The 26,170-nt window shown below is 73.0% G+C and carries 29 protein-coding genes and 1 tRNA gene; 17 read left to right on the top strand and 13 right to left on the bottom strand.

Translation table 11 applies throughout. From position 1 onward, the window contains the following. Positions 1 to 86 precede the first annotated feature (86 nt). Genes ACZ6A9_RS08600 through ACZ6A9_RS08615 form a run of 4 tightly spaced genes read right to left on the bottom strand, consistent with a single transcriptional unit; the run spans position 87 to position 4,033 of the window. Positions 87 to 854, bottom strand: coding sequence for an SDR family NAD(P)-dependent oxidoreductase (locus ACZ6A9_RS08600; RefSeq protein WP_468980944.1), 768 nt, complete (start codon positions 852 to 854; stop codon positions 87 to 89). Beyond that, on the bottom strand, positions 851 to 1,330 hold the full coding sequence (locus ACZ6A9_RS08605; protein WP_468980947.1) for a cupin domain-containing protein: 480 nt from the start codon (positions 1,328 to 1,330) through the stop codon (positions 851 to 853). Before ACZ6A9_RS08605 ends, ACZ6A9_RS08600 begins: the two co-directional genes overlap by 4 nt. Then, positions 1,327 to 1,935 carry a GNAT family N-acetyltransferase gene (locus ACZ6A9_RS08610; RefSeq protein WP_468980951.1) on the bottom strand — a complete coding sequence of 203 codons (609 nt, stop codon included), beginning with the start codon at positions 1,933 to 1,935 and terminating at the stop codon, positions 1,327 to 1,329. The genes ACZ6A9_RS08605 and ACZ6A9_RS08610 overlap by 4 nt, the downstream gene beginning before the upstream one ends. After that, on the bottom strand, positions 1,928 to 4,033 hold the full coding sequence (locus ACZ6A9_RS08615; protein WP_468980957.1) for a penicillin acylase family protein: 2,106 nt from the start codon (positions 4,031 to 4,033) through the stop codon (positions 1,928 to 1,930). The genes ACZ6A9_RS08610 and ACZ6A9_RS08615 overlap by 8 nt, the downstream gene beginning before the upstream one ends. A gap of 75 nt (positions 4,034 to 4,108) precedes the next feature. Here ACZ6A9_RS08615 and ACZ6A9_RS08620 point away from each other — a divergent pair, with 75 nt between their 5' ends. The 4 genes from ACZ6A9_RS08620 to ACZ6A9_RS08635 all read left to right on the top strand — a co-directional run bounded on the left by ACZ6A9_RS08620 (position 4,109) and on the right by ACZ6A9_RS08635 (position 6,784). After that, a complete protein-coding gene (locus ACZ6A9_RS08620; RefSeq protein WP_468982837.1) occupies positions 4,109 to 4,831 on the top strand; it encodes a siderophore-interacting protein in 723 nt (240 codons plus the stop codon). A 25-nt stretch (positions 4,832 to 4,856) separates the two neighbouring features. Then, positions 4,857 to 5,468, top strand: a complete 612-nt coding sequence (locus ACZ6A9_RS08625; protein WP_468980962.1) for an HhH-GPD-type base excision DNA repair protein — start codon at positions 4,857 to 4,859, stop codon at positions 5,466 to 5,468. A 263-nt stretch (positions 5,469 to 5,731) separates the two neighbouring features. Further along, on the top strand, positions 5,732 to 6,028 hold the full coding sequence (locus ACZ6A9_RS08630; RefSeq protein ID WP_003986294.1) for a type II toxin-antitoxin system VapB family antitoxin: 297 nt from the start codon (positions 5,732 to 5,734) through the stop codon (positions 6,026 to 6,028). Between the two features lie 147 nt (positions 6,029 to 6,175). Then, a complete protein-coding gene (locus tag ACZ6A9_RS08635) occupies positions 6,176 to 6,784 on the top strand; it encodes a LytR C-terminal domain-containing protein (RefSeq protein WP_468982840.1) in 609 nt (202 codons plus the stop codon). A 27-nt stretch (positions 6,785 to 6,811) separates the two neighbouring features. On the opposite strand, the gene upp is transcribed toward ACZ6A9_RS08635, so the two are convergent. Next, positions 6,812 to 7,447 carry a uracil phosphoribosyltransferase gene (gene upp, locus ACZ6A9_RS08640; RefSeq protein WP_228966470.1) on the bottom strand — a complete coding sequence of 212 codons (636 nt, stop codon included), beginning with the start codon at positions 7,445 to 7,447 and terminating at the stop codon, positions 6,812 to 6,814. Between the two features lie 138 nt (positions 7,448 to 7,585). Here upp and ACZ6A9_RS08645 point away from each other — a divergent pair, with 138 nt between their 5' ends. The 8 genes from ACZ6A9_RS08645 (at position 7,586) to ACZ6A9_RS08680 (ending at position 12,059) form a co-directional block, all read left to right on the top strand. Continuing rightward, positions 7,586 to 7,813, top strand: a complete 228-nt coding sequence (locus ACZ6A9_RS08645) for a hypothetical protein (protein WP_468980968.1) — start codon at positions 7,586 to 7,588, stop codon at positions 7,811 to 7,813. Between the two features lie 321 nt (positions 7,814 to 8,134). Next, on the top strand, positions 8,135 to 8,674 hold the full coding sequence (locus tag ACZ6A9_RS08650) for a tRNA adenosine deaminase-associated protein (RefSeq protein WP_468982845.1): 540 nt from the start codon (positions 8,135 to 8,137) through the stop codon (positions 8,672 to 8,674). Between the two features lie 65 nt (positions 8,675 to 8,739). After that, positions 8,740 to 9,171 carry a tRNA adenosine(34) deaminase TadA gene (gene tadA, locus ACZ6A9_RS08655; RefSeq protein ID WP_468982850.1) on the top strand — a complete coding sequence of 144 codons (432 nt, stop codon included), beginning with the start codon at positions 8,740 to 8,742 and terminating at the stop codon, positions 9,169 to 9,171. Between the two features lie 45 nt (positions 9,172 to 9,216). After that, positions 9,217 to 9,301: transfer RNA gene (locus tag ACZ6A9_RS08660), tRNA-Ser, on the top strand. Positions 9,302 to 9,401: 100 nt separating this feature from the next. Further along, on the top strand, positions 9,402 to 9,578 hold the full coding sequence (locus tag ACZ6A9_RS08665; protein WP_468980971.1) for a hypothetical protein: 177 nt from the start codon (positions 9,402 to 9,404) through the stop codon (positions 9,576 to 9,578). After that, positions 9,578 to 9,871: a Dabb family protein gene (locus ACZ6A9_RS08670; RefSeq protein ID WP_468980974.1), complete on the top strand. Its 294-nt coding sequence runs from the start codon at positions 9,578 to 9,580 to the stop codon at positions 9,869 to 9,871. Before ACZ6A9_RS08665 ends, ACZ6A9_RS08670 begins: the two co-directional genes overlap by 1 nt. A 175-nt stretch (positions 9,872 to 10,046) precedes the next feature. Beyond that, positions 10,047 to 10,883: an RNA polymerase sigma factor SigF gene (locus ACZ6A9_RS08675; RefSeq protein ID WP_468982854.1), complete on the top strand. Its 837-nt coding sequence runs from the start codon at positions 10,047 to 10,049 to the stop codon at positions 10,881 to 10,883. Positions 10,884 to 11,129: 246 nt separating this feature from the next. Next, positions 11,130 to 12,059: an RNA polymerase sigma factor SigF gene (locus ACZ6A9_RS08680; RefSeq protein ID WP_468980976.1), complete on the top strand. Its 930-nt coding sequence runs from the start codon at positions 11,130 to 11,132 to the stop codon at positions 12,057 to 12,059. A gap of 111 nt (positions 12,060 to 12,170) precedes the next feature. Here the strand turns inward: ACZ6A9_RS08680 and ACZ6A9_RS08685 are convergent, their stop codons facing one another. Next, positions 12,171 to 12,365 carry a hypothetical protein gene (locus ACZ6A9_RS08685; protein ID WP_468980978.1) on the bottom strand — a complete coding sequence of 65 codons (195 nt, stop codon included), beginning with the start codon at positions 12,363 to 12,365 and terminating at the stop codon, positions 12,171 to 12,173. A gap of 228 nt (positions 12,366 to 12,593) precedes the next feature. Between ACZ6A9_RS08685 and ACZ6A9_RS08690 the strand changes: the two genes are divergently transcribed. The 3 genes from ACZ6A9_RS08690 to ACZ6A9_RS08700 all read left to right on the top strand — a co-directional run bounded on the left by ACZ6A9_RS08690 (position 12,594) and on the right by ACZ6A9_RS08700 (position 15,811). Then, positions 12,594 to 13,085 carry a MarR family winged helix-turn-helix transcriptional regulator gene (locus ACZ6A9_RS08690; protein ID WP_468980981.1) on the top strand — a complete coding sequence of 164 codons (492 nt, stop codon included), beginning with the start codon at positions 12,594 to 12,596 and terminating at the stop codon, positions 13,083 to 13,085. An 85-nt stretch (positions 13,086 to 13,170) separates the two neighbouring features. Further along, positions 13,171 to 15,567 (top strand): MFS transporter, encoded by a 2,397-nt coding sequence (locus tag ACZ6A9_RS08695; protein WP_468982857.1) that lies wholly within the window; start codon positions 13,171 to 13,173, stop codon positions 15,565 to 15,567. 127 nt (positions 15,568 to 15,694) lie between these two features. Continuing rightward, on the top strand, positions 15,695 to 15,811 hold the full coding sequence (locus tag ACZ6A9_RS08700) for a YceI family protein (RefSeq protein ID WP_468980984.1): 117 nt from the start codon (positions 15,695 to 15,697) through the stop codon (positions 15,809 to 15,811). A 283-nt stretch (positions 15,812 to 16,094) separates the two neighbouring features. Here the strand turns inward: ACZ6A9_RS08700 and ACZ6A9_RS08705 are convergent, their stop codons facing one another. Continuing rightward, positions 16,095 to 16,775: a GAF and ANTAR domain-containing protein gene (locus tag ACZ6A9_RS08705; protein ID WP_468980987.1), complete on the bottom strand. Its 681-nt coding sequence runs from the start codon at positions 16,773 to 16,775 to the stop codon at positions 16,095 to 16,097. A 215-nt stretch (positions 16,776 to 16,990) separates the two neighbouring features. Here ACZ6A9_RS08705 and ACZ6A9_RS08710 point away from each other — a divergent pair, with 215 nt between their 5' ends. Continuing rightward, on the top strand, positions 16,991 to 17,350 hold the full coding sequence (locus tag ACZ6A9_RS08710) for an STAS domain-containing protein (protein ID WP_468980990.1): 360 nt from the start codon (positions 16,991 to 16,993) through the stop codon (positions 17,348 to 17,350). Positions 17,351 to 17,359: 9 nt separating this feature from the next. Further along, complete coding sequence (locus tag ACZ6A9_RS08715) at positions 17,360 to 17,830, top strand: PPOX class F420-dependent oxidoreductase (protein WP_468980993.1); 471 nt, start codon at positions 17,360 to 17,362, stop codon at positions 17,828 to 17,830. Positions 17,831 to 17,855: 25 nt separating this feature from the next. Here ACZ6A9_RS08715 and ACZ6A9_RS08720 read toward each other — a convergent pair whose 3' ends face one another. The 6 genes from ACZ6A9_RS08720 to ACZ6A9_RS08745 form a co-directional block, all read right to left on the bottom strand. Then, complete coding sequence (locus ACZ6A9_RS08720; RefSeq protein ID WP_468980997.1) at positions 17,856 to 18,629, bottom strand: TetR/AcrR family transcriptional regulator; 774 nt, start codon at positions 18,627 to 18,629, stop codon at positions 17,856 to 17,858. Between the two features lie 70 nt (positions 18,630 to 18,699). Continuing rightward, positions 18,700 to 20,223: an MFS transporter gene (locus ACZ6A9_RS08725; protein ID WP_468981001.1), complete on the bottom strand. Its 1,524-nt coding sequence runs from the start codon at positions 20,221 to 20,223 to the stop codon at positions 18,700 to 18,702. A 52-nt stretch (positions 20,224 to 20,275) separates the two neighbouring features. Further along, positions 20,276 to 22,480 (bottom strand): ArnT family glycosyltransferase, encoded by a 2,205-nt coding sequence (locus ACZ6A9_RS08730; protein WP_468981004.1) that lies wholly within the window; start codon positions 22,478 to 22,480, stop codon positions 20,276 to 20,278. Next, entirely contained in the window at positions 22,477 to 23,814 is a 1,338-nt protein-coding gene (locus tag ACZ6A9_RS08735) for a bifunctional glycosyltransferase family 2/GtrA family protein (RefSeq protein ID WP_468981008.1), read from the bottom strand. Before ACZ6A9_RS08735 ends, ACZ6A9_RS08730 begins: the two co-directional genes overlap by 4 nt. A 14-nt stretch (positions 23,815 to 23,828) precedes the next feature. Continuing rightward, a complete protein-coding gene (locus ACZ6A9_RS08740; RefSeq protein ID WP_468981010.1) occupies positions 23,829 to 25,379 on the bottom strand; it encodes a sensor histidine kinase in 1,551 nt (516 codons plus the stop codon). After that, positions 25,376 to 26,116 (bottom strand): response regulator transcription factor, encoded by a 741-nt coding sequence (locus tag ACZ6A9_RS08745; protein ID WP_468982860.1) that lies wholly within the window; start codon positions 26,114 to 26,116, stop codon positions 25,376 to 25,378. The genes ACZ6A9_RS08740 and ACZ6A9_RS08745 overlap by 4 nt, the downstream gene beginning before the upstream one ends. Positions 26,117 to 26,170: the final 54 nt, after the last annotated feature.

Here is a 26,170-nt window from a genome sequence, read left to right on the forward strand (position 1 = left end):
CCGCCCCGTCGCGCCGTCGCTCCACGTCGTACCCGCCTCCCGGCCGTCCTGCTTCACGGTAGGTACGGACGGGAGGCCCGGAGTGCTCACCAGGTGGGCCGGGCGGTGACTCCCCCGTCCACCACCAGGTCGTGGCCGGTGATCCAGGAGGCTAGCCGGGAGGCCAGGAACACGCAGGCGTCGCCGATGTCCTCCGGGCGGCCGATCCGGCCCACGGCGGACGCCTCGCGCCACCGGCGTACGCCCTCCGGCCAGGCGTCGGCCAGGCCCTCCCGGTCGATCAGGCCGGGCGAGACGGTGTTGACCCGGACACCCCACGGGCCGTACTCCTGGGCCGCCGCGCGGGCGTGCGCCACCACCGCCGCCTTGGAGGCGCCGTAGTGGGCGTGGCCGGGGGGCGGGTGGCGGGCCTCGACCGAGGCGATGTGGGTGACGGTGCCGCCGGTGTCCCGCATCAGCTCCGCCGCGGCCCGGGTGCAGGCGAAGACGCTGGTGAGGTTGGTGTCCACGACCGCGCGCCACTCGGCGGCCGTCATCCCGGGGAGTTCCCGCACGGGCTGGACGCCGGCGTTGTTGACCAGCGCGGTCAGCCGTCCGCCGAACCGTTCGGCCGCCTCGGTCACCACGCGGTGGCAGGCGTCCTCGTCGGTGAGGTCGCCCCGCAGGACGACGGCGGCGCCGCCCGCCTCCCGGATGCGGTCGGCGGTGTCCTGCGCCGAGTCGCGCGCGGTCCGGCAGTGCAGGGCGACGGCCGCGCCCTCCTCGGCGAACCGCCGTGCGATGCCCCGGCCGATGCCGCCGCCCGCGCCGGTGATCAGGGCGGCCTGGCCGTCGAGGAGACCCGGCCGGCTCACGGGCGGCACAGTTCCCTGATGAGCGTCGCCCGTTCGGGGTGTCGCGCCGTCAGTTCCCCTGCTTCGCCGTGCTCGTAGCCCTCGTAGGTGAAGCCGGGCGCCATCGTGCAGCCGAAGAGCGTCCAGGCGCCGCCCGCGGCGACCCGTGCGCCCATCCAGGTGCCGGCGGGCACGGTGAGCTGGACGTGCTGGCCGCCGAGGACGTCCGGGCCGAGGACGGGGGTGCGGGAGGTGCCGTCGGGGGCGAGGAGGAGCAGTTGGAGCGGGTCGCCGAGGTAGTGGTGCCAGATCTCGTCGGCGGGCAGGCGGTGCAGGGCGGAGAAGTCGCCGGGGGCGTCGGTGAGCAGGGCGACGATGGCGGTGCCCTCGGGCCTGCCGTCCGGGCGCGGCGGCCCGGCCCAGGTCTGCCGGAACCGCCCGCCCTCGCGGGGCAGCGGCTCGAGATCGTAGTGGGCGACGAGCTCGTCGGGGGTCACCCGCCGAACGCTACCTCGCGGGTGAGGAAAGCGAGCTGCGCCCGCTTCTCCGGGAGGTACACGTCCGGCAGGTCGACCTCCGGCAGGACGACCACGGGTCCGGTGGTGAACCCCTGCCGCGCGAAGCGGGCGATCGCCTTCTCGTTGGCGACGTCCGGGTCGACCACCACCCGCCGGCGGTCCAGCACCCGCAGCACGTAGGTGACGATGGCGGCCGCCAGCCCGCCGGTCCAGCCGGATCGGGCCTCGCCGGGTACGGCGGGGGCGAGGAGCAGGTGGATGCCGATGTCGCCGGGTCGGACGGGGTAGCAGGCGCCGACGCGGTCGGCGTCCGGGTCGTACGTCTGGAGCAGCGCGGCCGGTGTGCCGTCCTTGAGGACCAGGTACGCGTGATGGGTGTCGAGGGTGTCCATGTGGGCGTAGATCTCGGCCACCCGCTCCTCGGTCAGGCCGTTCATGCCCCAGAAGGCGGCGCGTTCCCCGCTCACCCAGCGGTGCAGCAGGGGTGCGTCGGCGGCCGGGTCCAGCGGCAGGACGCGCACGGTGCCGAAGCCGTCGACCTCCTGCTCGTGGACGGCCGTGCGGGCGGCGTACGGGTCAGACATCGGTCTCCTTCGTCAGCTGCGCCCAGTCGGTGAGGACCGGGGCCAGGTCGCCGGCGAGCCACAGGGGCTGCTGGTCGCGGTGGTGGGGTGAGCCGGGCACGCCACTGGCGCCGTGCGGCACCACCCAGCGGCTGTCCTCGCGCCGGGCCAGGTCCCAGACGTAGCGGGCGGCGGGACCGCGCGCGGCGAGGTCGGTGAGACCGGGCACCGGGGAGGTGCACAGCACGCAGTCGTGGTCGCCGGAGAGGCGGGGTTCGTCGTCCGGCGTCCCCGGCGGCGGCAGGGCCCGCCAGGGCGCGAGGCGGTGGGTGTCGCCCCAGGCCCCGGCGGGCGGCTCGGCGGCGACCTCCTCCAGTGCCGCGCGGACGGCCGCCGGGCGGTCGATGCCGAACAGGTCCTCGGCCGCGAGCAGGTGTTCGAGGGCGTACCCCACCCGGGGGAGCAGGGCGAGCCAGGGGAGGAAGATCTCGGGGTACGGGGGTGGCGTGGCCGCCGCCGCGAGGGCGGGGTGGGCGGCGAGCCGGCGTATGAGCGCGGTGCGCACGGCCGCGAAGGCGGCCGCGTCGGCACTGTCCGCGTCCATGCGGCGGTCCCAGTGCAGCAGGCGGCCGCGCAGTGCGGCGGCGGGCGCGGTGAGGTCCTCGGTGCCGAGCGCGGCGAGGTGGTCCAGGAGGGGGGCGGCGGAGGCGAGGTGGGTGTCCGTGTGGATCGCGGCCATGTCGGCGGCGGACCAGCGGGACCGCCGGCCCAGCAGGGTGGCGATGCGCTCCGCGCGGTGCGGCGGCGCGAACTCGACGCCGAGGGGGGCGGACGGACCGCGCTGGTTCGCCATGACGGCGACGCCGTCGGTCAGGCCGTCGCGCGGGGGCTCGTGCCAGCCCTGCCAGGCGTACTCCGGCTCCCAGGCGGGGACCAGCCGGGTCCGGTTGGCCCCGGCGCGGACGGGGACGCGGCCGGCCACCCGGTGCAGGGTGTCGCCGTCGGTGTCGGCGGCCATGATCACGTTGACCGGCTCGGCCCAGCGGTCGGCGGCCCGGTCCACGTCGGCGGCCCGGCGGGCCCGCAGCAGGGGCAGCAGGGCGCCGAAGCCCAGGTCGGCGGTGACGCGGGGCGGGTAGCGCAGGGCGACGGCGAGCGGGGGCCCGCCGGGCTCGGTGACGCCGCCGTCGAGGCCCTCGGGGCCGCCGATGACGACGGGGCCGCGGTCGGTCTCGACGACCTCGACCTCGACGGGTTCCTCTCCCGCCACCTCGATGGTCTCCGTGTGCCGGGCGGCCCGCCGCCAGGTGCCGTCCGGGCCGAGCGCCTCCACGCCGGCGCCGGTGCGCCGCAGCCGCTCGCGGTAGAGGTCCTGGTAGTCGGCCATGGCGTTGGTGATGGCCCAGGCGACGGTGCCGGTGTGGCCGAAGTGGGCGATGCCGGGGACGCCGGGCACGGCGAGGCCGACGACGTCGAACTCGGGGCAGCTGAGACGGATCTGCTGGTACACGCCCGGGTCCTCGATGAACCGGTGCGGGTCTCCGGCGATCACCGCGTGACCGGTGACCGTGCGCTCCCCGGCCACCAGCCAGCCGTTGCTGCCGGAGGTGCCGGGCCCGTCGGCGGCGAACAGGCCGACGGCGCCGGCCCCGAGCCGGGTGGTGATGTGTTCGCGCCACAGCTTGGCGGGGAACCCGGCGAAGAGGATGTGCGCGCCGAGCCAGACCGCGAGCGGCGTCCAGGGCTCCCAGCGGCCGGGGGAGAGCCCGGCCCGCCCGAACTCGGGGGCGGTCGCGGTGCCGGCGGACTCCAGGACCTCGTTGACCCCCGTCACGTACGCCCGGACCCACTCGGCCGTCTCGGTGTCCTGCCGCTCCAGCGCGGTGAAGCAGCGGCGGGCGGTGTCGGTCAGGCGGGCGCGGCGGGCGAAGCGGTCCCAGGGCAGCGCCTCCGGGCCGAGGAAGGCGGCCGAGGTGCCCTGGGCGCGGTGGCGTTCGACCTCGATCTGCCAGGCCCGGTCGCGGGCGGTGACCCGGCCCTGGAGGCGGGCGAGTCCGATCGCGTCGTCCGCGCGCAGATGCGGGATGCCCCAGGGATCGCGAAAGATCTCGCCGGTCACTGTGCCCTCATTTCCCTTTAGGTTAGGCTCCCCTAAGTAATCGTGGCGAAATCGTACGCGAAGGGTGAGGGCGCGATGGGGCAGGGGCGGGGTTGGGAGGGCGCGGTCCTCAGATTGCTGCGCGCGAAGGACTTCACGTTCACCGTGACGGGGAGCGAGGACGTCACCGCCGACTACCGGCGGGTGCGCTTCACCGACGGCGGACTGCTGGCGGCGGCAGGCGTCCACCCGACGATGTGGGTACGGCTGTGGTTCGACAACGCGGGCAAGCCGCACCAGCGCGCGTACACGCTGGTCGACCCGGACCCGGCGGCCGGCACCTTCACCCTGGAGTTCGCGCTGCACGAGGGGTGCGCCAGCGACTGGGCCCGGACGGCGCAGCCCGGTGACACCATCGAGGCGACCGTGCAGGGCACGGGGTTCGAACACCCCTCCCCCGCCCCCTCCCACGTCTTCGTCGTGGGCGACCCGGCCTCGCTCCCGGCCATCAACTCCCTGCTCGGCGCACTGGGCGACGCCCCGGCGACCATCTGGTTCGAGGGCACGCTCGACGGGCTGCCCTGCCTGGCCGACCCCGGCCGGCACGAGGTGCGCGAGGTCCCCCGCCGGGACGCGGGCGCGGCACTGGTCGAGCGCGTTCGGGCCGAGCTGCCCGCACTGCTGCGGGCCGACCCCGACCCGTACGTCTGGGTCGCCTGCGACACCGCCACCACCCGCACCCTCTCGGCGTTCCTGCGCAAGGAGCTGGGGGTGCCCAAGCACCGGATGCAGGCGCTGGGGTACTGGCGCGCGAGCTGAGCCGCGAGGCGCGAGGATCGGAGGCATGGACGTCACTCTTCACCTCGCCCAGGACCCCGAGGCCGACCGGCTGCTGGGCCGCAGCCCGCTCGCCGCGCTGACCGGGATGCTGCTGGACCAGCAGATCCCGATGGAGTGGGCGTTCAAGGGTCCGGCGACGATCGCCCGGCGGCTCGGCGCGGACGACCTGGACGCGCACGAGATCGCCGCGTACGACCCCGAGGCGTTCGCTGCGGTGCTCTCCGACAAGCCGGCCGTGCACCGCTACCCGGGCTCGATGGCGGGCCGCATCCAGCAGCTGTGCCGGTACCTCGTCGAGCACTACGACGGTGACGCCGAGGCCGTGTGGCGGGACGTCGGCGACGGCGGGGAACTGCTGAAGCGGCTGGAGGACCTGCCCGGGTTCGGCCGGCAGAAGGCGCAGATCTTCCTCGCGCTGCTGGGCAAGCAGCTCGGGGTCAGGCCCACCGGCTGGCGCGAGGCCGCGGGCGCCTACGGCGAGGAGAAGTCCTTCCGCTCCGTCGCCGACATCACCGGCCCGGAGTCACTGTCGAAGGTGCGGGCGCACAAGCAGGAGCTGAAGGCGGCGGCGAAGGCCGCCAAGGCCACGAAGGCCGCCAACAAGCCGGGTTCCTAGTTCTACCCGCCCGCCCCCGGGTCGCGGGCCGGGGGTCCGAAACGTGGTTGCCGTGTCGACAGGGCCGTGCGGTGGGGACACTTTCGGGGGAATCGGGCGTGCGGGAGGGCGGGATGCGGGTCGCAGCACCTCGCACGGGCCGCCGAACAGCGGGCGCACCTCACCCGGGAAGCCCTGCTGCTCCCTCTTCGCCCCGCTTTTTCCGGTGTCGCACTGCGTCGCCATGGCTGCGCCCGGAACGCCTTGACCGGTAGGCTTTCCGTGTGATCTTCAAGCGCATCGGAAACGGCCGGCCGTACCCCGACCACGGCCGGGAAAGCACCCGGCAGTGGGCGGACGTCGCGCCGCGCCCGGTCCGCCTCGATCAGCTCGTGACGACCAAGCAGCAGCTGGACCTCGAGACGCTCCTCGCCGAGGACTCGACCTTCTACGGCGATCTCTTCGCGCACGTCGTGAAGTGGCAGGGCGACCTGTACCTGGAGGACGGGCTGCACCGGGCCGTGCGCGCGGCGCTCCAGCAGCGCCAGGTGCTGCACGCCCGCGTGCTCGAGCTCGGCTGACGTCCGTCCCGCGCCCCTCCCTCGGACGGGTTTTCGCCCTTTCGGGTTGGACTGCACCAGCACTGCACCCAGTCGAATGATCATCTAGTAGGCATTGCAGCCCGGGCGCACTACGCTGCGCTCATGAGCATGCTCACTCCACCTGGCATGGGCGGCCAGTACCGGATCACGGGTGACCGATACCCGCGGATGCGCCGGCCCCGGCGGCGCGGGAGGCTCGTCGCGCTGGCCGTCGCCTCCGCAGCCGTGCTGGGCGTGGGCGGCTGGGGCACCCTGCAGCTCATCGACGTGTTCACCGACGGCGACTCCGCCTCCGCGGTCGGCACGAAGGCGGCCTGCGCCACCAAGGCGACTGACGCGACCGCCCCGAAGACGTTCCCCGTGCCCGGCACGATCACCGTCAACGTCCTCAACGCCACCACCAAGGGCGGCCTCGCCCAGAAGACCGCCGACGAGCTGAAGAAACGCGGCTTCCGGATCGGCGAGGTCGCCAACGCGCCCCAGGAGTACGACAAGAAGGTGAAGGGCGCCGGAGTCCTGCTCGGTCCCGCCACCGCCCTCGACACCGCGCTCCCCGTGCTCGGCACCCAGCTCGCCGGCGCCGAACGCCGCACCGACCCCGCCCGCAAGGGCACCGAGATCGACCTCATCATCGGTGACGGGTTCCGGGAGCTGACGAAGAAGGCGGACGCCGACCGGGCGCTGACCGCACTGGCCGCCCCCAAGCCGGCGCCCGCCTCGAAGAAGAACTGCTGAGAACGCGGGACCGGAGAAGGCCGCCGCCTACTCGGCCGCCCCGTACATCCGGTCCCCCGCGTCGCCGAGACCCGGCACGATGTAGCCGTGCTCGTTGAGCCGCTCGTCGACCGACGCCGTCACCACGGTCACCGGCGTGCCGGCCAGCTCCCGCTCCATGACCTCCACGCCCTCCGGCGCGGCCAGCAGCACCACGGCGGTCACATCGTCGGCGCCGCGCTTGATCAGCTCCTGGATCGCCGCGACCAGCGTGCCGCCGGTGGCGAGCATCGGGTCCAGGACGTACACCTGACGCCCGGAGAGGTCCTCCGGCATCCGGGTGGCGTACGTCGAGGCCTGCAGCGTCTCCTCGTTGCGGATCATGCCGAGGAAGCCCACCTCGGCGGTCGGCAGCAGCCGGACCATGCCGTCCAGCATGCCGAGCCCGGCGCGCAGGATCGGCACCACCAGCGGGCGCGGGTGGGAGAGCTTGACGCCCGTGGTCGGCTCCACCGGCGTGCGGATGTCGACCTGCTCGGTGCGCACGTCGCGCGTGGCCTCGTAGGCGAGCAGGGTGACCAGTTCGTCGGCGAGACGGCGGAAGGTCGCGGAGTCGGTGCGCCGGTCGCGCAGAGTGGTGAGCTTGTGGGCGACCAGGGGGTGGTCGACGACGTGGAGACGCATGCCGTCAACAGTAACCGGGCCCCGAGGGCGCGGCGTCCCCGCGGCACGGCAAGCACTCCTGGCCCCCGCCACGGGTTCGCTGGCGTCAAACGGCCCGTCCGGGGGAAGGTGGGAGGGACGGACGGGAGTGATGAGCCGATGCCTGACCAGGAACACCGAGACGATCCGTCACCGCGCGAAACGCCCGCCCTCTTCCACGACAGGGGCGGCACGGAGGGCGAGACGGAGACCGAGCGACGACGGCGCCGCGCCCGGTTCCTGCGCGAACTCGCCGAGGCCCGCGCGCTGCGCGACCGGGTCCAGCCGCGCCGCGCCAAGGCCGCCCGGCTGCGCCACGCGATGCGCATGCGCACCTTCCGCTGGTAGCACCGATCCCGTTCACCCCTCAGCCACTGTTCCATCCGTGGAACTTCCCGTTCCGAGCGGCGCGCGTCCCCGGCCGTCCCGGCCGCGTACGATCCGCACGTGGCAGCGACAGCGGCAGCGCGTGCGCCGGTGGGTCCCCCTGGGGACGCACCCGGCCCACTGCGATCAAAACCGCCGGACACAGGGAGCCGAAGACGTCCCCCGACGGCCTTGTTTCTGCCACGATTCCGAGAGGGCGGGGCCGGCGTCACCGACTCCCGCCCACAACCTCCGCCGGGGGGATTCCCAACCGGCACGCCTATGACCAGTGGGAGAGTCACGGTGTACTTCGCCGCACTGCTCGCGCGCACCGAAGACGGGTGGGAAGCGAGCGACACGGAGCTCGACGATGTGGAAACCCTGTCCGATCTGGCGGACCTGGCCCGGGAGGCCTCTCCGGACGACGACACGGTGCTCGTGCTGATCGAGCAGGAGGAGGGCTGGTTCGGCGTCGTCCGCGTGGACGGCGAGGAGGACCCCCGGGTCTACGTCTCCGACGCCGCCGCGGCCGCCCGCAGCAGCTACGGCGAGATCCTGCTCACCGACGAACTGCTCGGCCGCGCCCCCGGGGACGACGGCACCGACCTGGACGACCTCGACCTCGACGGCACGGAGGACGGCGAACCGGACGACGGGGACCCCGACGGCGTCCCCGCGGCCGCCGGTTCCGACGACGCCGTACCGCACGGGCCGGTCGGCGACGCGCGGGTCCTGGAGGACCTGGGCGTCACCGAGAAGGAGTTGCGCTCCCTGGCCGGGGACGCCGTCAACGAGATCGCCGACGCCCTCGGCGCCTCGGAAGTGCTGGAGACCGTCCGCTGACCGTGCCGACCACCACCACCGCGTCCCCGCCGCCGGATCCGGTACGCGACCGCTGGCGGGCGGCGATGCGACTCGCCCTGGACGAGGCCGCACGGGCCGTCCGGGGCGGGGACGTGCCCGTCGGCGCCGTCGTACTGGCCCCGGACGGCGCCACCGTGCTGGCCGCCGCCCACAACGAACGCGAAGCCGCCGGCGACCCCACGGCCCACGCGGAGGTCCTCGCCGTCCGGCGGGCCGCCGCGCGGCTCGGGGAGTGGCGGCTGACCGGCTGCACCCTGGTGGTGACGCTGGAGCCGTGCACGATGTGCGCGGGAGCCCTCCAGCAGTCCCGGGTCGACCGCGTCGTCTACGGCGCCCGGGACGAGAAGGCCGGCGCGGCCGGTTCCCTGTGGGACCTCGTCCGCGACCGCCGGCTCAACCACCGGCCCGAAGTGATCGGCGGGGTGCTCGCCGAGGAGTGCTCCCGGCTGCTCACGGAGTTCTTCCGGGACCGCTGATTATCGATTTCGAAGCACCCCGCACCTTGCTGTAAGGTCTCCCTCGGTAGCGTGTCCGAGCGGCCGAAGGAGCTCGCCTCGAAAGCGAGTGTGGCGCAAGTCACCGAGGGTTCAAATCCCTCCGCTACCGCTGGTGAAGGGCCCCGTCGTCAGACGGGGCCCTTCGTGCGATCATGGGCCCGCGCGACGCATGTGACACCGGTGCACAGCAGTGACAGGGGAGGGCCGCGATGGCGGTGAACGCGAAGAAGGCCGTCGTCTACGTCCTCGTGGTCTTCGTGCTGTACCTGATCATCACGGATCCCGAGACGGCCGGCGACTACGTCACGGTCGGGTTCGAGGGCATCTCCGACGCCGCGAAGGCCGTCGGGGACTTCATGACCTGGCTCGCCAACGGAGGCAAGTGATGATCCGCCACCTGGTGCTCTTCCGGCTGAACGAGGGCGTCGAGCGCGACGACCCGAGGGTCGTCAGGGGTGAGGAGGCCTTCCGTTCGCTCGACGGCAGGATCCCGGAGATCCGCTTCTGGGAGTGCGCCTGGAACATCAGCGACCGCCCCATCGCCTACGACTTCGCCATCAACTCGGCCTTCGACGACGCGGACGCGCTGCGCCGGTACGTGGAGCACCCGGAGCACCAGGCGGGCGTGGGACTGTGGCGCGAGTTCGCCACGTGGGTGATCGCCGACTACGAGTTCTGACGCTCCGTGCGCCCGTGCCCCTCGCCGTGACGGCGGGGGGTTTTCCCATGTCTCGTCACGCGGCCGCCCCTCAACACGGAATATGCGGTGCTTGCACACAGTGAGGCAGTCTTGTGATGCTATGACCGCTTTTGACGGATGAGTTGACGGACATGAGAGCGATGACGAGGTGGCGTTGACCGTGCCGGCCAGTACTGCGCCGCCCCAGGACGACGTGTCCCCCGACGCGGTCCAGACCCCCGCCAAGCGGCGGGGCGCCGACACCCGGGCCCTGACCCAGCTGCTCTTCGGTCAGCTCAAGGAACTCGAACCGGGCACGCCGGAGCACACCCGCGTGCGCGCGGCGCTCATCGAGGCCAATCTCCCGCTCGTGCGCTACGCGGCCGCCCGCTTCCGCTCCCGCAACGAGCCGATGGAGGACGTGGTCCAGGTCGGCACCATCGGGCTCATCAACGCCATCGACCGCTTCGATCCGGAGCGGGGCGTGCAGTTCCCGACGTTCGCCATGCCGACGGTGGTCGGCGAGATCAAGCGCTACTTCCGCGACAACGTCCGCACGGTCCACGTACCGCGCCGGCTGCACGAGCTGTGGGTGCAGGTCAACAGCGCGACGGAGGACCTCACGACCGCCTTCGGACGGCTCCCCACGACCGCCGAGATCGCCGAACGGCTGCGCATCTCCGAGGAGGAGGTGCTGTCCTGCATCGAGGCCGGACGGTCGTACCACGCCACCTCCCTGGAGGCCGCGCAGGAGGGCGACGGGATGCCGGGACTGCTGGACCGGCTCGGCTACGAGGACCCCGCCCTCGACGGCGTCGAGCACCGCGACCTCGTCCGGCACCTCCTCGTCCAGCTGCCGGAGCGGGAGCAGCGCATCCTGCTGCTGCGTTACTACAGCAATCTGACCCAGTCCCAGATCAGTGCGGAGCTCGGCGTCTCGCAGATGCACGTGTCCCGTCTGCTGGCGCGCAGCTTCCAGCGACTGAGGTCCGCAAACAGGATCGACGCGTAACCGGAACGAGCGAATCGTCCGGAAGTGCCGTTCTGCGTTTTTCCGAGCCGAAAGTCCGTCAGACCCCTTGTTTGCAGGGCTGATTCGCATCTTGGATGTCGACATGTCACTACAGCGCGTTGCCGACATGTGACATTCTGCCGGAAGCGCGTTTGCCGGAGCTTCGGCGCCGGTATTCAGGTGAAGGCTGCGTTCCTCAGATCGGGAACGTCCGCCGCGACCGTCCCGCGACCCAAAGGGGGTGGCATGTCCGCAGAACAGGGCAGCTCGAAGGTGCTCACGCTCGCGGAGAGCGAAACAGCTCCCCATGCTCTCGACGCACTCGGCCCCATCGACCAAGGCCCGGCCACACCGGCTCCGGAGCTCCCGGACCAGGCGCGGCTCCCGGAGACGGCGGAACTGCCGGACACGGCGGCCCTCGACACCCGCACCCTGTCCCGCTCCCTGTTCCTGCGGCTCGCCGTGCTCGACGAGAACAGCCCGGAGCGTGCCTACGTCCGGGACACGCTGATCGAGCTCAACCTCCCCCTGGTGCGCTACGCGGCGGCGCGCTTCCGCTCGCGCAACGAGCCGATGGAGGACATCGTCCAGGTCGGCACCATCGGGCTGATCAAGGCGATCGACCGTTTCGACTGCGAACGGGGCGTGGAGTTCCCGACGTTCGCGATGCCGACGGTGGTCGGCGAGATCAAGCGGTTCTTCCGCGACACGTCGTGGTCGGTGCGGGTGCCGCGCCGGCTGCAGGAGCTCCGTCTGGCGCTGACCAAGGCCGGCGACGAGCTCTCCCAGAAGCTGGACCGCTCGCCGACGGTCGCCGAACTCGCCGCCGTACTGGGCGTGTCGGAGGAGGACGTGGTCGACGGGCTCGCCGTCGGCAACGCGTACACGGCGTCCTCGCTCGACTCCCCCGCCCCCGAGGACGACGGCGGCGAGGGCTCGCTCGCGGACCGCCTCGGCTACGAGGACACGGCGCTGGAGGGCGTGGAGTACCGGGAGTCGCTCAAGCCGCTGCTGGCCAAGCTGCCGCCCCGGGAGCGGCGGATCATCATGCTGCGCTTCTTCGCCAACATGACCCAGTCGCAGATCGGCGAGGAGGTCGGCATCTCCCAGATGCACGTCTCGCGGCTGCTCACCCGGACCCTCGCCCAGTTGCGCGAGGGCCTCATCTCGGACTGAGAACCCACACCCCCGGAGCGAGCGGCTCCGCGGGGTGGAATCGGACGCGTGGCCGCCGGGCGCCTGTCGAGGGCGCGACGGCGGCCCGCCGCGTTTCTCCGGCCGCCCGCGCTACTTCAGCGCCAGCCAGGCCACCGCGGCGACGACCGCCACGGCGACGACGATGCCGATGATCAGACCGACGCGGGGTCCGCCGCCCGTGGACACGGTCTGCCGGCTCTGAGGAGCCTCGTCGACGAACGCGCGGAACATCTGGGTGCTGCCGGCGGGGTCGTGATTGCCCTGCGGGCCCTGGGTGTTAGCCATGTCACGAGACCCTAGCGAATGCCCGACGGACGGCCCAAGCGGGGAGGGGCCGGACCGCGCGGAGGCCGCCGCAGGCCGGGGCGGTGCGGGTGCACCGCCTGCGACCTGCGTGTTTACTGTCGCGATTACTTGCCTTTGCCAAGTTTTTGGATCGCCCCGCCTCCTTTTGCTTGCCTGTAGCAACCATTGACTTCTATCGTTGCTTCGAGCAACGAAATGGGAGGTGCCATGGCCGGGACGGCGCAGTACGAGGAACTGGTCCGACAGTTCAGCGCCTTCGGCGCCGTCAAACGGGAGATGAACCGGATCATGCCGGCGGACTGCCCCAGCGGCTCCGCGCCCGTGCTGACCCTCCTCGGCCGCCACGGCGACATGCGCATGAGCAGGCTCGCCGAACTGCTCTCCATGGACCTGTCCGTCACCAGCCGCCACGTCGCCCACCTGGCCGAGCGCGGATGGATCGAGCGCTCCTGGGACCCCGCCGACAAACGGTCCCGCATCCTGCGCCTCACCCCCGCCGGGCGGACGCAGCTCGACGAGCTGTTCCGGCTGACCACCCGCCTGCTAGCCGATCGCCTCGGCGACTGGTCCGACGAGGAGGTCGGCCGCCTCGCCCAGCTGATGGCCCGGCTCAGGGACAGCTTCGGCGAGAGCCGCACCGCGACCAGGCCGGCGCCTCCCGCACCCGAACAGACCACCCGTACACCCGCAAGCACCTAAGAGAAGGACGCCCATGGCAACGACCACACCAGCCGGTGTGCGGGCTCATGCCAAGCACGGGGGAGGCTCCTCCGCAGACGCTCCGATGACCCACCGGCAGATCATGGAGGCACTGTCCGGGCTGCTGCTCGGCATGTTCGCCGCCATCCTGTCGTCGACCATCGTCACCAACGCCCTGCCCGAGATCGTGGGTGACCTCGGCGGCGGCCAGAGCGCCTACACCTGGGTCGTCACCGCCTCGCTGCTGACGATGACCGCCTCCACCCCGCTGTGGGGCAAGCTCGCCGACCTGTTCAGCAAGAAGGTCCTGGTCCAGATAGCCCTCTGCGTCTTCGTCCTCGGCTCCGTCGTGGCCGGACTGGCGCAGAACCCGGCCATGCTCATCAGCGCACGTGCCATCCAGGGCCTGGGCGCCGGCGGCCTGGCCGCCCTCGCCCAGATCATCATGGCCGCGATGATCTCCCCCCGGGAGCGCGGCCGCTACTCCGGCTACCTCGGCGCCACCTTCGCCGTCGCCACCGTCGGCGGCCCGCTCCTCGGCGGTGTCATCACCGACACCAGCTGGCTCGGCTGGCGCTGGTGCCTCTACGTCGGTGTCCCCTTCGCGCTGATCGCGCTCGTCGTCCTGCAGAAGACGCTGCACCTCCCCCTGGTCAAGCGCCGGGTCGAGGTCGACTGGGCGGGCGCCTTCTTCGTCACCGCCGCCGTCAGCCTGCTGCTCGTCTGGGTCACCTTCGCCGACGACAAGTACGACTGGCTCTCCTGGCAGACGGGCGTCATGGTCGGCGGTTCGATCGCCCTGACGCTGGTCTTCCTGTTCGTCGAGAGCAGGGCCGCCGAGCCGATCATCCCGCTGCGCCTGTTCCGCAACCGCACCATCACCCTGGCCTCGCTGGCCTCGCTGTTCGTCGGCATCGCGATGTTCGCCGGCACCGTCTACTTCAGCCAGTACTTCCAGCTGGCCCGGGACAAGTCCCCGACCATGTCGGGCGTCATGACGATTCCGATGATCGGCGGCATCTTCGTGTCGTCCACGGTCTCCGGCATCGTCATCACCCGGACCGGCCGGTGGAAGGCATGGCTGCTGGCCGGCGGCGTGCTGCTCACGGCGGGCCTGGGTCTGCTCGGCACCATGCGCTACGACACCCCGTACTGGCACATCGCCCTCTTCATGGCACTGCTGGGCCTCGGCGTCGGCATGATGATGCAGAACCTGGTGCTGTGCACACAGAACCAGGTGGCCCCGGGCGACCTGGGCTCCGCCTCCTCGGTGGTGACCTTCTTCCGGTCCCTCGGCGGCGCGGTCGGCGTCTCCGTCCTCGGCTCGGTCATGTCGACCCGGATCACCCATTACGCCCAGGACACCATCGGCCGGCTCGACCCGCAGGAGCAGGCGGCGGCCGCCAAGGCCTCCGGCAGCGGCGCGATCCCCGACATGGACCTGCTGCCCCCGCCCATCCGCACCTGGCTGGAGAGCGCCTACGGGCACGGCATCGCCGACATCTTCCTGTACGTCACCCCGGTCGCCCTGCTCGCCTTCCTGGTGACCCTGTTCATCAAGGAGGTCCCGCTGCGGACCACCGGCGCGCTGGCCCAGGCGGCGGAGGAGAAGGCCACGACGGTGGCCCCGGCCGCCGGGGGCACCGCGGCCGCCGGCGCCGAGGAGGACGCCGCCGCCCCGGTGCCGGCCACCACCGGCCCCGCGGAGGGTTCCTCCCCGGCCGGCATCCCGGTGCGCGGGGTGGTGCGCGGCGCCGACGGCGTGCCCGTGCCGCGGGCGGCCGTCACGCTGATCTCGCTCGGCGGGCGCCAGCTGGGCCGCTCGGTGGCCCGGGCCGACGGCGGCTACGCGGTGGACGCGCCCGGGGCCGGGTCGTACGTCCTGATCGCCGCCGCCGACGGCCACCAGCCGCAGGCGTCCACGGTCGTGGTGGACGGCGGACCGCTCGCCCACGACGTCCTGCTCAGCGGCACCGGCGGGCTGGCCGGAACGGTGCACGCGTCCGGCACCGGGGCGCCGGTGACGGACGCCATGGTGGTCGTCACCGATGTGCGCGGCGACCTGCTGGCCGGCGGGAGCACCGGTGAGCAGGGCGAGTTCTCGTTCGCCGAGCTGGTGCCCGGCACGGTGACCCTCGCGGTGAACGCCGACGGCTACCGGCCGCGCGCGCAGCCCGTGCAGGTCGGCGGCACCGGGGTGACCCGCGTCGAGATCGGCCTGGAGACCGGCGCCCTGCTGCGGGGCGTGGTCCGCGCCCCGCACGGGCCGCTGGCCGACGCCCGGGTCACCCTGCTCGACGCGGCGGGCCACGTGATCGGCACGGCGACGACGGGTGCGGACGGCGCGTACGCCTTCGCCGACCTGGACGACGGCGAGTACACCGTCGTCGCCGCGGGCTACCCGCCGGTCGCCGCCGCGCTGACGGTCACCGGCGGCGGAGCCGACGGCCACGACATCGAGCTCGCCCACCCGGGCGAGTGACCGAGAACCCCGGCCCGTGGCGGGCCGCGCGTCCTGTAGCGGAGACGCGCCCCGCCCCGGGCCGGTCCCACGACGCCCCCTGGTCGAGGTCGCCCCGGACGACGTCACGCGGTCCGGGGTGGAGGCGGTGATCCGGGCCGCGTCCATCGACACCGGCAACAGCACCCGGGACACCCACCTGCGCTCCGCGGACTGCCTGGACGTCGAACGCCACCCCGGGACACCTACCGTTCCACCGGCCTGACCGGGCGGGTCCCGACCGCCGGACGGTCCACGGCGAGCTGTCCCCGCGCGGGGTCGTCCGCCCCGTCGACCTGGACCTCGCCCGCCTCGGCACCGGCGCGGAACCCTGGGGCGGCGCCCGGGCGGCCTTCCGCGCCACGGCCGAACTGCGGCGCGAGGGCTCCGCGATGCACTACAACCAGGTCGTCCGGGCCGGCATCGCCGCCATCGGGCACGACGCTGCGGGCGGAACCGGACGTCCAGGGCCGTGCGGGGCGGGCCGCTCCCGGCCTTCTGAGGACCCCTCAGGGCGTCTCGTGGGCGTCGACGATCCGGCGGGCGAGGTCGCGCAGCTTCACGTTCTCCCGCTGCGAGGCCCGTACCAGGCTGTCGAAGGCGCCGGCCGCGTCCATGTCCATGCGCTCCATGAGGATGCCGGTGGCCTGGCCGATCAGGTCCCGGGTGCGCATGGCCTCGGTGAGCTGCTCGCGCACGGTGGCGGAGTCCAGGGCGATGCCCACGTGCGCGGTGAACAGCCGTCCGACCCGCAGCGCGGACGCGTCGAAGGCGCGCGGCTTGCGGGCGTACGCGCTGAGCACGGTCAGCCGGCGCCGGTCGGCGCGCAGCCGCAGCGAGAGCACCGAACGCAGACCGAGACCGGACAGGTCGTCCGCGCCCTCGTCCCCCTCGCTGTCCTCGACCTCGGCCACCGGGGCGGTCCACAGACGGTGCCAGTACGGCTGTCTCCCCGGTTCGGGGCGGCCGGCCTCGGCGACGCGCACCACCTCGTCGGTCCAGGCGAGGGTCTGCCTGCGGTTGTCGCGCTCCATGACGGAGATGCCCGCGTGCTCGGCGCCCGGCACGAGGTCCACGGCGAGCCGGACCGCGGTGTCCAGGGTGCTGTCCGGGGTGGACGTCTCGTGCAGTCGGCACGCCGCGTCCGTCAGCGCTTCCGCCAGTTCCGCACCGGCAGGGAAACGGGGCAAATCAGAAAACCGGGACGCAGCCACCACGAACCTCTTCGGCGAGCACGGCCGAAGAGGCCGTGCGCGGGAGAGCTCCGCAGCACATTCCCGACTGCGAGCACAGGACGGACACAATTTTAGCCGCTTCCGGTGACGCACTCCGACGTGGTGCAATGGGGGTGGGTCAGGAAGTGGCCTTGCCGGAACTCCGGACGCACGTCTGCCAGGTGACTGCCGTGACCCTCCTTCCCGAACCCTCCGGGGAACACACCCCGACCGCACACGTACGGTTCGCGTTCCCGGCCGAGATCGACTTCTCCAACGCGGACCGGCTGCTGCCGCAGGTCATGGCCCGCGCCCTGCCCCGTCCCGGCTGCCCGGCCCGGCTCCTGGTCCTCGACCTCACCGCGACGGAGTTCATGGACTCCCAGGGCGTCCGCCTCATCAACGACGTGCACCGGCTGCTGCGCCCCGAGACCCGGGTGTACGTGGTGGCCGGCCCGGAGAGCCTGGCGAGCCGTGTGCTGGAACTGACCGGCGTGCGCCGCGACATCCCGGTCTACGACAACCTGCCCGAGGCGATGGCCGCCCACTAGCCTGGCGCCATGGCACCGAACATCGCGACGAACACCCGGGTCTCCCTCGACGAGCTGCTGGACTTCGTACGACCCCGGCACCGGGCGGTCCTGCTGACCCGGCGGGCGGACGGCGGCCCCCAGGGCTCGCCGCTGACCTGCGGGGTCGACGACTCGGGACGGATCGTGATGTCCACCTACCCCGAGCGCGCCAAGACGCGGAACGCCAAGCGGGACACCCGGGTGAGCCTGATCGTCCTGAGCGACGAGTGGGACGGGCCGTGGGTGCAGATCGACGGCACCGCCGAGGTGGTGGACGCGCCCGAGTCCGTGGAACCGCTGGTGGAGTACTACCGGAACATCGCCGGTGAGCACCCCGACTGGGACGAGTACCGGGCGGCGATGCTCAAGCAGGGAAAGTCGCTCATCCGGGTCACCCCGGAGCGCTGGGGGCCGGTGGCGACCGGCGGGTTCCCCGCGCGACTCGTCGAGGGGGACTGAGGAGGAGCGCCGAGGGACGGCCCGCTCAGTCCCGGCCGCGGGCCACCATCGCCTCGATGCCGGCCACCAGCAGGTCCAGGGCGAAGGCGAAGTCCCGCTCCATCATCTCCTCGACCGTGTCACCGCCGCGGGCCGCCATGATCCGCGTCGACTCCTCGAACACCCCGACGGGATCCGGTGACCGCGTCACCGCGGTCATGGCCCGCTCGTGGTACTCGTCGGGCGTCATGCCCGTCGCGGCGACACGGGTGTGGAAGTGGCCCTCGATCGTCCCGTAGCCGTACACGAACTGGAAGACGGCCGAGATGGCCCCGGTCACCCCGTGCTCCGGCAGGCCGGTCCTGCTGATGACCTGCTGGATCACCCGGGAGAACCGCAGCGCGTTGGGCCCGATGTTGAGGAACCGTCCGGCCAGCGGCGACAGCCAGGGGTGGCGCACCAGCAGGGCGCGGTACTCGCGGGCGAGGGCGCGCAGCTGGTCACGCCAGTCCTCGTCGGCGGCGGGGTCGGGCAGACTCAGCTCGCCGAAGGAGTGGTCCAGGGCCAGTTCGAGGAGGTCGTCCTTGGTGTCGACGTACCAGTAGACGGACATCGCCGTCACGTTCAGCTCGGCGGCGAGCCGGCGCATGGAGAACTTGGCCGGTCCCTCGGCGTCCAGCAGCCCTACGGTGACCTCGGTGATCCTCTCCCGGTCGAGGCCCGAGGGCTGTCCGCCGGACCGCCCGCCGCGGCGGTCCGTGCCCTCCAGCCAGACACTGGTCCGCGGCGCACCGCCGGACCGCTGGGCTGCCCTCACCATGGCGCACCTTCCTCGACTCGCCGGCACCGGTCGGCGCCGTCACCCGGTCCGGGTTCCGGCCGTCCGGCCCTCAGGCCTTCTCCCGCGATTCTGCCCGGTCCGCGCGGCGCAGCAACGCCGCCGCGATCAGTCCGCCGAGCAGCACGGCCACCGCCCCCACCAGCAGACTCGTCTCCAGCCCGGCGGAGAACGCGTCGGTGATCCGCGCCCGTTCGCCGTCCGAGCCCGCCGCGGCCAGCGCCACCGGGAGCGAGGTCGCCGCCACCGGCACCAGCGCCGCGAACCGCGCGTTGAGCACCGCGCCCAGCACCGCCACGCCGAGCCCGGTGCCGAACTCGGCGAGGGTGCCGTTGATCCCGGCACCGACGCCCGCCTTCTCGCGCGGGACGGAACTCATCACCGCGTGCGCCATCACCGGGCTGCCGATCGCCGTGCCCGCCCCGATCAGGACCAGGCCGAGCAGCGTACCGGCGTAGCCGTGCTCGGTGAGCGTGGCGATCGACACCAGTCCGCCCGCCATCAGGGTCATGCCGACGGCTATGGAGAGCGGGGTGCCCATCCTCGCCGCCCACGTGGTGCCGACGCCCGTGAAGTTGAGGGCGACGACGGTCATGGCCATCGGCGCGGTGCGCAGTCCCGCCTCCAGCGGGCCGTAGCCGAGGACGAACTGCAGGTACTGGGTGAGCAGGAACAGCGCGCCGCCCATGCCGAAGGTGATCAGCACCAGTCCGCCGACCGCGCCCGTGAACCGGCGGTTGCGGAAGAAGCTCAGGTCGAGCATCGGGTGGGGGACGCGGCTCTCCCAGAGGGCGAAGAGGCCGAGGACCAGGCCGGCCGTCACCGCCGTGGCCAGCACCCGGGTGGAGGTCCAGCCGTGTTCGGGGCCCGAGATGATCGCGTACACCAACGCGGTCATGCCGATGGTGGAGAGGACCGCGCCGACCAGGTCGGGGCGGTCGCCCTGCCGGTTCCTCGACTCGGGGACGTAGGCGGTGACGGCGGCCAGCGCGAGGGCCACGACCGGCAGGTTGATCAGGAAGATCGCGCCCCACCAGAAGTGGTTCAGCACGACGCCGCCGACCAGTGGACCGGCCGCGAAGCCCAGCGAGTTGACGGCGCTCCAGATGCCGATCGCCTTGGGCTGCTCCTCGGGCGTGAAGATCTGCATCACCACGGCGAGGGTCGTGGTCAGCAGCAGCGCCCCGCCCACCCCCATGCCGGCCCGGGCGGCGATCAACTGGCCGGACGACTGGGCCAGTCCGGCCACCAGCGACCCCGCTCCGAACAGGGCCAGGCCCACGATCAGCATCTTCTTGCGGCCGTAGCGGTCGGCGGCGTTGCCCGCGCTGAGCAGCAGGCCCGACTGCACCAGGGAGTAGGCGTTGATCATCCACTGGATGTCGGCGGTCGACGCGTCCAGCTCCCGGGTGAGCGAGGGGATGGCCACGTTCAGGACGGTGTTGTCCAGCAGCACGGTGAGCTGGGCGAGGCAGATGACACCGAGGATCAGCCAGCGCCTGGCGTGACCCTGCGGCGGGAGGTCCGCCCGGCCGGGAGAGCGGCCGGGGGCGTGCTCCGGGGAGGACGTCGTCATGCTGTACACCGTAGAACAGCTCCCATACGGTGTACAGCTCGACTGGTGTGCGTCAGCTGCCGGTCCGCTCCCGGGTGAGGTCGTAGAAGGTCGCCGTACCGGCCGTCACCTCCTCGAAGTTCTCCTCCACCCAGGACGTGATCCGCGCGGAGGCGCCGGAGTCACGGCCGCCGCCGCCCATCGCGCCGCCGGCGACGAAGTAGTGGATCCTTCCGTCGGCCACGTGCTCCTTGAACTGCGCGAGTGTCGGGGAGGGGTCGGTGCCGTTGAAGCCGCCGATCGCCATCATCGGTGCGCCGGTGGCGAGTTGGTAACTGGCGGCGTTCTGGGCGCCGACGGCCGCGGCGGCCCAGGTGTAGTCGCCGGCGTCCGTCTCCAGCAGTTCCCTCGCCTCCGCGCCGACGGTCGCACCGCCGAGGAGACCACCCATGCCGCCGGCACCGGGCGTCCCGCCGGCTTCGGCGCCGGTGCCGGGGGCCGTCTGCTGGTCGCGGCCGGGGGGCAGGGCGCCCTGGCCGTCCTGGCCGCCGTCCTGACCGTCCCGGCCCGTCGGGCCGCCGCCGGGGAAGCCGCCGGTGCCGGTGCCGTTGCCGCCGGTGCCGTCGCCGTCCGTGCCACCGCCGGACGGCGCCTGACCCTGCTGGCTCCGGCCCCCGCCGGGACCGTCGCCGCCTCCGGGCCGCCCCCCACTGCCCATGCCCGCCCCCGCCGGGCCGGCCGTGACGATGGAGCCGGAGTGCCCCTGCTGGACGGTGCTCAGCGTGTACGCCGTCGGACCGGCCAGCGCCGTCACCAGGGCGAGGCCCGCCGCGGCGAGCGCCACCCGGCGCCCCACCCGGCCCGCGAAGACCAGGCCGAGCGCGGCGGCCGACCCGCCGACCAGGACCGGCCACTTCAGCCAGGGCAGGTAGTCGGGCGTGCGGTGGAGCAGTACGTACCCCCAGGCCGCCGTCGCCGTGACGGCGGCCGCCAGCGTGAGCGACACCCAGGGCGTCCGCCGCCTCTCCCACAGCGCCACCGCGCCCGCGCCGGTCACGGCCGCGAGGTAGGGGGCGAGGGCCACCGTGTAGTACTGGTGGAAGATGCCGGCCATGTAGCTGAAGACGGCCGTGGTCATCAGCAGCGAGCCGCCCCACACCAGGAACGACGCCCGGGCGAGGTCGGTCCGTGCGGCCTTCCGGGTGAGGACCAGCCCTCCGGCGAGCAGGAGCAGCGCGGCGGGCAGCAGCCAGGAGATCTGGCCGCCGACCTCGGAGTCGAACATCCTGTCCCAGCCGGTCTCCCCCCACTGGCCGCCACCGCCCATGCCACCACCGCCGCCGACGCTGCCCGTCTCGTCGCCGTTGAGCCGGCCGAGGCCGTTGTAGCCGAAGGTCAGCTCCAGGAAGCTGTTGTCCTGCGAGCCGCCGATGTAGGGCCGCGAGGACGCGGGCCACAGTTCGACGACCGCCACCCACCAGCCGCCGGAGACGACCAGCGCGGCGGTCGCCAGCGCCAGCTGCGCCAGCCGCTTCCGTATCCGGACCGGCGCGCAGACGCCGTACACGAGCGCGAGGGCGGGCAGGATCAGGAAGGCCTGGAGGGTCTTGGCGAGGAACGCGAAACCGATCGCGACCCCGGCCCACACCAGCCACTTGGTACGGCCGTCCTCGAGGGCCCGCAGGACGAGGTAGCAGGCGACGGACATCAGCAGGGCCAGCATCGCGTCCGGGTTGTTGAACCGGAACATCAGCGCCGCGACCGGGGTCAGGGCGAGGACCGCGCCCGCGATCAGACCGGCCACCGCGCCGAAGCGGCGGCGGACGGACGCGTGGACGACGGCGACCGTGCCGACGCCCATGAGCACCTCGGGCACGAGGATCGCCCAGGAGTTCAGGCCGAAGATCCGCACCGACAGCTCCATCGGCCACAGGGAGGCCGGGGGCTTGTCGACGGTGATGGCGTTCGCCGCGTCCAGGGAGCCGAAGAAGAACGCCTTCCAGGACTCGCTGCCCGCCTGCACGGCCGCCGAGTAGAAGGAGTTGGCGTAGCCGGAGGCGCTCAGGTTGCAGAGGTAGAGCGCGCCGGTCACCAGCAGCAGGGCGAGCAGGGCGGGGCGCGACCAGCGCGGGTCCCGCGGTGCGGTGGGCGTCGCGGGGAGAGGTGGTGCGGGCGCGGCGGGCGGTGGGCCCGGGAGGGGCGGATCGGCCGGGAAGGGCTGATCGGCCGGGAGGGGCTGATCGGCCGGGGGGCGCGTCCGGTCGTACTGCGGGGTCATCGCAAGTCCCTCGGCTCGTGGTCGGCGGGGGCGGAACGGGTATGGGGCGGGGCGGGGCGCGAGGGGGCGGCGTGGGCCGGGGCCGGACGGGCCGCGGCTCCGTCCGGGAACACCCACGCCCGGAACAGCAGGAACCGCAGCACGGTGGCCGCGAGGTTCGCGGCGACGAGCACCGCGAGTTCGGTGGAGTGGGCGGGGTCGCCGCTCGCCGTGTTCAGCGCGGCGAGCGAGCCGCTGGTCAGCGCGAGGCCGATGCCGAAGACGACCAGCCCCTGCGCCTGGTGCCGGACGGCCCCGGCGCGCCCCCGCACCCCGAACGTGAGGCGGCGGTTGGCGGCGGTGTTGGCGACGGCGGAGACCAGCAGGGCGAGCCCGTTGGCGGTCTGGGAGCCGGCGAAGGCGCGGAAACCGCTGTAGAGCAGCAGGTAGAAGAGGGTGGACAGGGCACCCACGACGCAGAAGCCGAGCAACTGACGGGCCAGGCCCTGCGGTACGTCCTCGATGTCCCGGTCGCGGGGGTCGTCGCCGAAGGGCCGGGCGAGCCGGTCCAGCGGCAGCGACCCGGTGGCCAGGGCCCTGCCGACGCGCCAGACGCCCTTGAGGTCGTCGGTCGCCGTCCGCACGATGCGCACGGTGGAGTCCGGGTCGTCGACCCAGTCGACCGGCACCTCGTGGATCCGCAGCCCCGCGCGCTCGGCGAGCACCAGCAGCTCGGTGTCGAAGAACCAGCCGCTGTCCTCCACCAGCGGCAGCAGCACCTGGGCCACGTCACGGCGGATCGCCTTGAACCCGCACTGCGCGTCGGAGAAGCGTGCCTGCAGCGAGCCGCGCAGGATCAGGTTGTAGGTGCGGCTGATGAACTCCCGCTTGGCACCCCGCACCACCCGCGCGCTGCGGCTCAGCCGGGATCCGATGGCGAGGTCGGAGTGGCCGGAGATCAGCGGGGCGACCAGCGGCAGCAGGGCGTTGAGGCCGGTGGAGAGGTCGACGTCCATGTAGGCGAGGACGGGGGCGTCGGAGGTCGCCCAGACCGTCCGAAGCGCCCGGCCGCGGCCCTTGTGCTCCAGGCGGACGGCCCGGACCTCCGCGATCCGCTCCGCCAGCTCGTCGGCCACGTAGGGGGTGCCGTCGGTGGAGGCGTTGTCGGCGATGGTGATGCGGAACGCGTAGGGGAAGGTGCGGCGGAGGTGCTCGTGCAGTCGGCGGACGCACGGCCGGAGGTCCTTCTCCTCGTTGTGGACGGGGATCACGACGTCCAGAACCGGCGTACCGGATCCGGCGGCCGGGAGGTGCTCCCGCGCCGGCAGGGCACCGGGAGAGGATTCGGTTCGCATGGAACCGACTCTGTTCAAGCGCCCTGTCGTGCCCGTGTGGTGAGGCTGTGCCGTGGCTGTGAGTACGGCGGTGGCGTGGGAGGCGCGCTCACCGCGGGCAGGTGCAGGCTGAACACGGTCCGTCCGGGCGCGCTGTCGACGGTCACGGCTCCGCCGTGCGCGGCCGCGACGGCCTGCACGATGGCCAGGCCCAGGCCGGTCGATCCGGTGGACCGGGTGCGCGCCGAGTCGCCGCGCGCGAACCGTTCGAAGACGTGGGGGAGCAGGGAGGGCGGGATGCCGGGGCCGTCGTCCTCCACGTCCACGCGGAGCCGGGGGCCGTCGCGGCGCACCCGCGCGGTGACGGTGGTGCCCGGCGGGGTGTGGTGGCGGGCGTTGCCGAGCAGGTTGACGAGGACCTGCTGGAGCCGGGCCGCGTCACCGGTCACGGGGGCGGGGTCGTCGGGCAGTTCGAGACGCCAGAGGTGGTCCTGGCCGGCGGCGCGGGCGTCGCTGACGCAGTCCACGACGAGCGGTACGAGGTCGGTCGGCTCGCACTGCAGGGGGCGGCCGGCGTCCAGCCGGGCCAGCAGCAGCAGGTCCTCGACCAGCAGGGACATCCGGCCCGCCTCGGACTCGATCCGCCCGAGCGCGTGCCGGGTACCGGGTCCGGCCTCCTCCCGGCCCCGGCGGGTGAGTTCGGCGTACCCGCGGATGGAGGCGAGGGGCGTGCGCAGTTCGTGGCTGGCGTCCGCGACGAACTGCCGTACCCGCGTCTCGCTCTCCTGGCGTGCGTGCAGGGCGCCGTGGACGTGGTCGAGCATCCGGTTCAGCGCGGCGCCGACCCGGCCGACCTCGGTGTGCGGGTCGCACTCGGACGGCGGGACGCGCTCCTCGAGGGTGACCTCGCCCCGGTGCAGGGGGAGTTCGGCGACGCGGGTGGCGGTGACGGCGACCCGGCGCAGGGGGCGGGTGGCGACGCCGACGATGACGGCGCCGGCGAGGGAGGCGGCGACGAGACCGGCGGCGGTGACACTGATCTCGACGAGGACCAGGGTGTTGATCGTGCTGTCCACGCCGGCCGTGGGGAGGGCGACGTAGAAGGCGCCGTTGTTGCCTACCTGGTGGGCGACGCGGTAGCTGCCCAGTCCGGGGACGTCCACGGTGTGCTCGTCGTGGTCGCGCGGGACGGTGCCGAGGGCCGCCAGCTGGGCGTCGGTGAGGACACCGGCCTCGGGCGCGGTCACACCGTTGACGACCGTCCTGTTGCTCACCACCCCCTCGGTCACCCGGCCGTCCCCGACCGTCGCGCCGATGACGCCGAAGCCCTGCGGGCCCTTGGTGACGAAGCCGAGGGGGTCGTCCTGGCGCGGCGGCTCGGGGAGGGGCCGGCCGCCGACCGGGCCGCCCGCCGCCCGCATGGCCACCTCGCGCACCTGGCCGTCGAGCTGCTCGTACAGATGGGACCGCAGCGCCAGCGTCGTCACCGTGCCGATCACCGCGCACACCACCGCGATCAGCGCCACGGACGCGACGACGAGCCGCGTCCGCAGGGTCCGCGGACGCGGTCGCCGCCACCCGATCACGACACCGCGGGCTTGATCAGGTATCCGGCGCCGCGCCGGGTGTGGATCATCGGCTCCCGGCCGGCGTCGATCTTCCGGCGCAGGTAGGAGATGTACAGCTCGACGACATTCGCCTGGCCGCCGAAGTCGTAGGACCAGACCCGGTCGAGGATCTGGGCCTTGCTGAGCACGCGCCGCGGGTTGCGCATGAGGAAGCGCAGCAGCTCGAACTCGGTGGCGGTGAGGTGGATGCCCTGGCCGCCCCGGGTGACCTCGTGGCTGTCCTCGTCGAGCGTGAGGTCGCCGACGACCAGCACGGACTCGGGGCGGCGGTCGGTGGCGCCGGAGCGGCGGATCAGTCCCCGCAGCCGGGCGACGACCTCCTCCAGGCTGAACGGCTTGGTGACGTAGTCGTCCCCGCCCGCCGTCAGCCCGGCGATACGGTCCTCGACGGCGTCCTTGGCGGTCAGGAACAGCACGGGTACGTCGGGCAGGTCGCGGCGCAGCCGCCCGAGGACGGCCAGCCCGTCCATGTCCGGCAGCATCATGTCCAGGACGACGGCGTCGGGGCGGAACTCCCGGGCGGCGCGGAGGGCGCCCTGGCCGTCCCCGGCGCTGCGGATCTGCCAGCCCTCGTAGCGCAGGGCCATGGACAGCAGCTCGGTGATCGACTGCTCGTCGTCCACCACGAGCACGCGGACGGGGCTCCCGTCCGGCCTGAGCAGTTCGGTGCGCCCCTGGGGCGAGATCGTGGTCATACCGCACACGATGTGCGGCACCTCTGAGAAGACTCTTTTCCCCACCTGTGTTTT

The organism is Streptomyces sp. NPDC041124, assembly GCF_055592385.1.

What these genes read in the sequence shown, in the direction of transcription:
- ACZ6A9_RS08720 (WP_468980997.1), bottom strand. Translation starts at nt 18,629, where the DNA reads ATGGTGAGGGCAGCCCAGCGGTCCGGCGGTGCGCCGCGGACCAGTGTC.
- tadA (WP_468982850.1), top strand. Translation starts at nt 8,740, where the DNA reads ATGCGACTCGCCCTGGACGAGGCCGCACGGGCCGTCCGGGGCGGGGAC.
- ACZ6A9_RS08670 (WP_468980974.1), top strand. Translation starts at nt 9,578, where the DNA reads ATGATCCGCCACCTGGTGCTCTTCCGGCTGAACGAGGGCGTCGAGCGC.
- ACZ6A9_RS08635 (WP_468982840.1), top strand. Translation starts at nt 6,176, where the DNA reads ATGGGCGGCCAGTACCGGATCACGGGTGACCGATACCCGCGGATGCGC.
- ACZ6A9_RS08680 (WP_468980976.1), top strand. Translation starts at nt 11,130, where the DNA reads ATGTCCGCAGAACAGGGCAGCTCGAAGGTGCTCACGCTCGCGGAGAGC.
- ACZ6A9_RS08735 (WP_468981008.1), bottom strand. Translation starts at nt 23,814, where the DNA reads ATGCGAACCGAATCCTCTCCCGGTGCCCTGCCGGCGCGGGAGCACCTC.
- ACZ6A9_RS08730 (WP_468981004.1), bottom strand. Translation starts at nt 22,480, where the DNA reads ATGACCCCGCAGTACGACCGGACGCGCCCCCCGGCCGATCAGCCCCTC.
- ACZ6A9_RS08610 (WP_468980951.1), bottom strand. Translation starts at nt 1,935, where the DNA reads ATGTCTGACCCGTACGCCGCCCGCACGGCCGTCCACGAGCAGGAGGTC.
- upp (WP_228966470.1), bottom strand. Translation starts at nt 7,447, where the DNA reads ATGCGTCTCCACGTCGTCGACCACCCCCTGGTCGCCCACAAGCTCACC.
- ACZ6A9_RS08625 (WP_468980962.1), top strand. Translation starts at nt 4,857, where the DNA reads ATGGACGTCACTCTTCACCTCGCCCAGGACCCCGAGGCCGACCGGCTG.
- ACZ6A9_RS08645 (WP_468980968.1), top strand. Translation starts at nt 7,586, where the DNA reads ATGCCTGACCAGGAACACCGAGACGATCCGTCACCGCGCGAAACGCCC.
- ACZ6A9_RS08620 (WP_468982837.1), top strand. Translation starts at nt 4,109, where the DNA reads ATGGGGCAGGGGCGGGGTTGGGAGGGCGCGGTCCTCAGATTGCTGCGC.
- ACZ6A9_RS08715 (WP_468980993.1), top strand. Translation starts at nt 17,360, where the DNA reads ATGGCACCGAACATCGCGACGAACACCCGGGTCTCCCTCGACGAGCTG.
- ACZ6A9_RS08745 (WP_468982860.1), bottom strand. Translation starts at nt 26,116, where the DNA reads ATGACCACGATCTCGCCCCAGGGGCGCACCGAACTGCTCAGGCCGGAC.
- ACZ6A9_RS08690 (WP_468980981.1), top strand. Translation starts at nt 12,594, where the DNA reads ATGGCCGGGACGGCGCAGTACGAGGAACTGGTCCGACAGTTCAGCGCC.
- ACZ6A9_RS08685 (WP_468980978.1), bottom strand. Translation starts at nt 12,365, where the DNA reads ATGGCTAACACCCAGGGCCCGCAGGGCAATCACGACCCCGCCGGCAGC.
- ACZ6A9_RS08725 (WP_468981001.1), bottom strand. Translation starts at nt 20,223, where the DNA reads ATGACGACGTCCTCCCCGGAGCACGCCCCCGGCCGCTCTCCCGGCCGG.
- ACZ6A9_RS08695 (WP_468982857.1), top strand. Translation starts at nt 13,171, where the DNA reads ATGACCCACCGGCAGATCATGGAGGCACTGTCCGGGCTGCTGCTCGGC.
- ACZ6A9_RS08665 (WP_468980971.1), top strand. Translation starts at nt 9,402, where the DNA reads ATGGCGGTGAACGCGAAGAAGGCCGTCGTCTACGTCCTCGTGGTCTTC.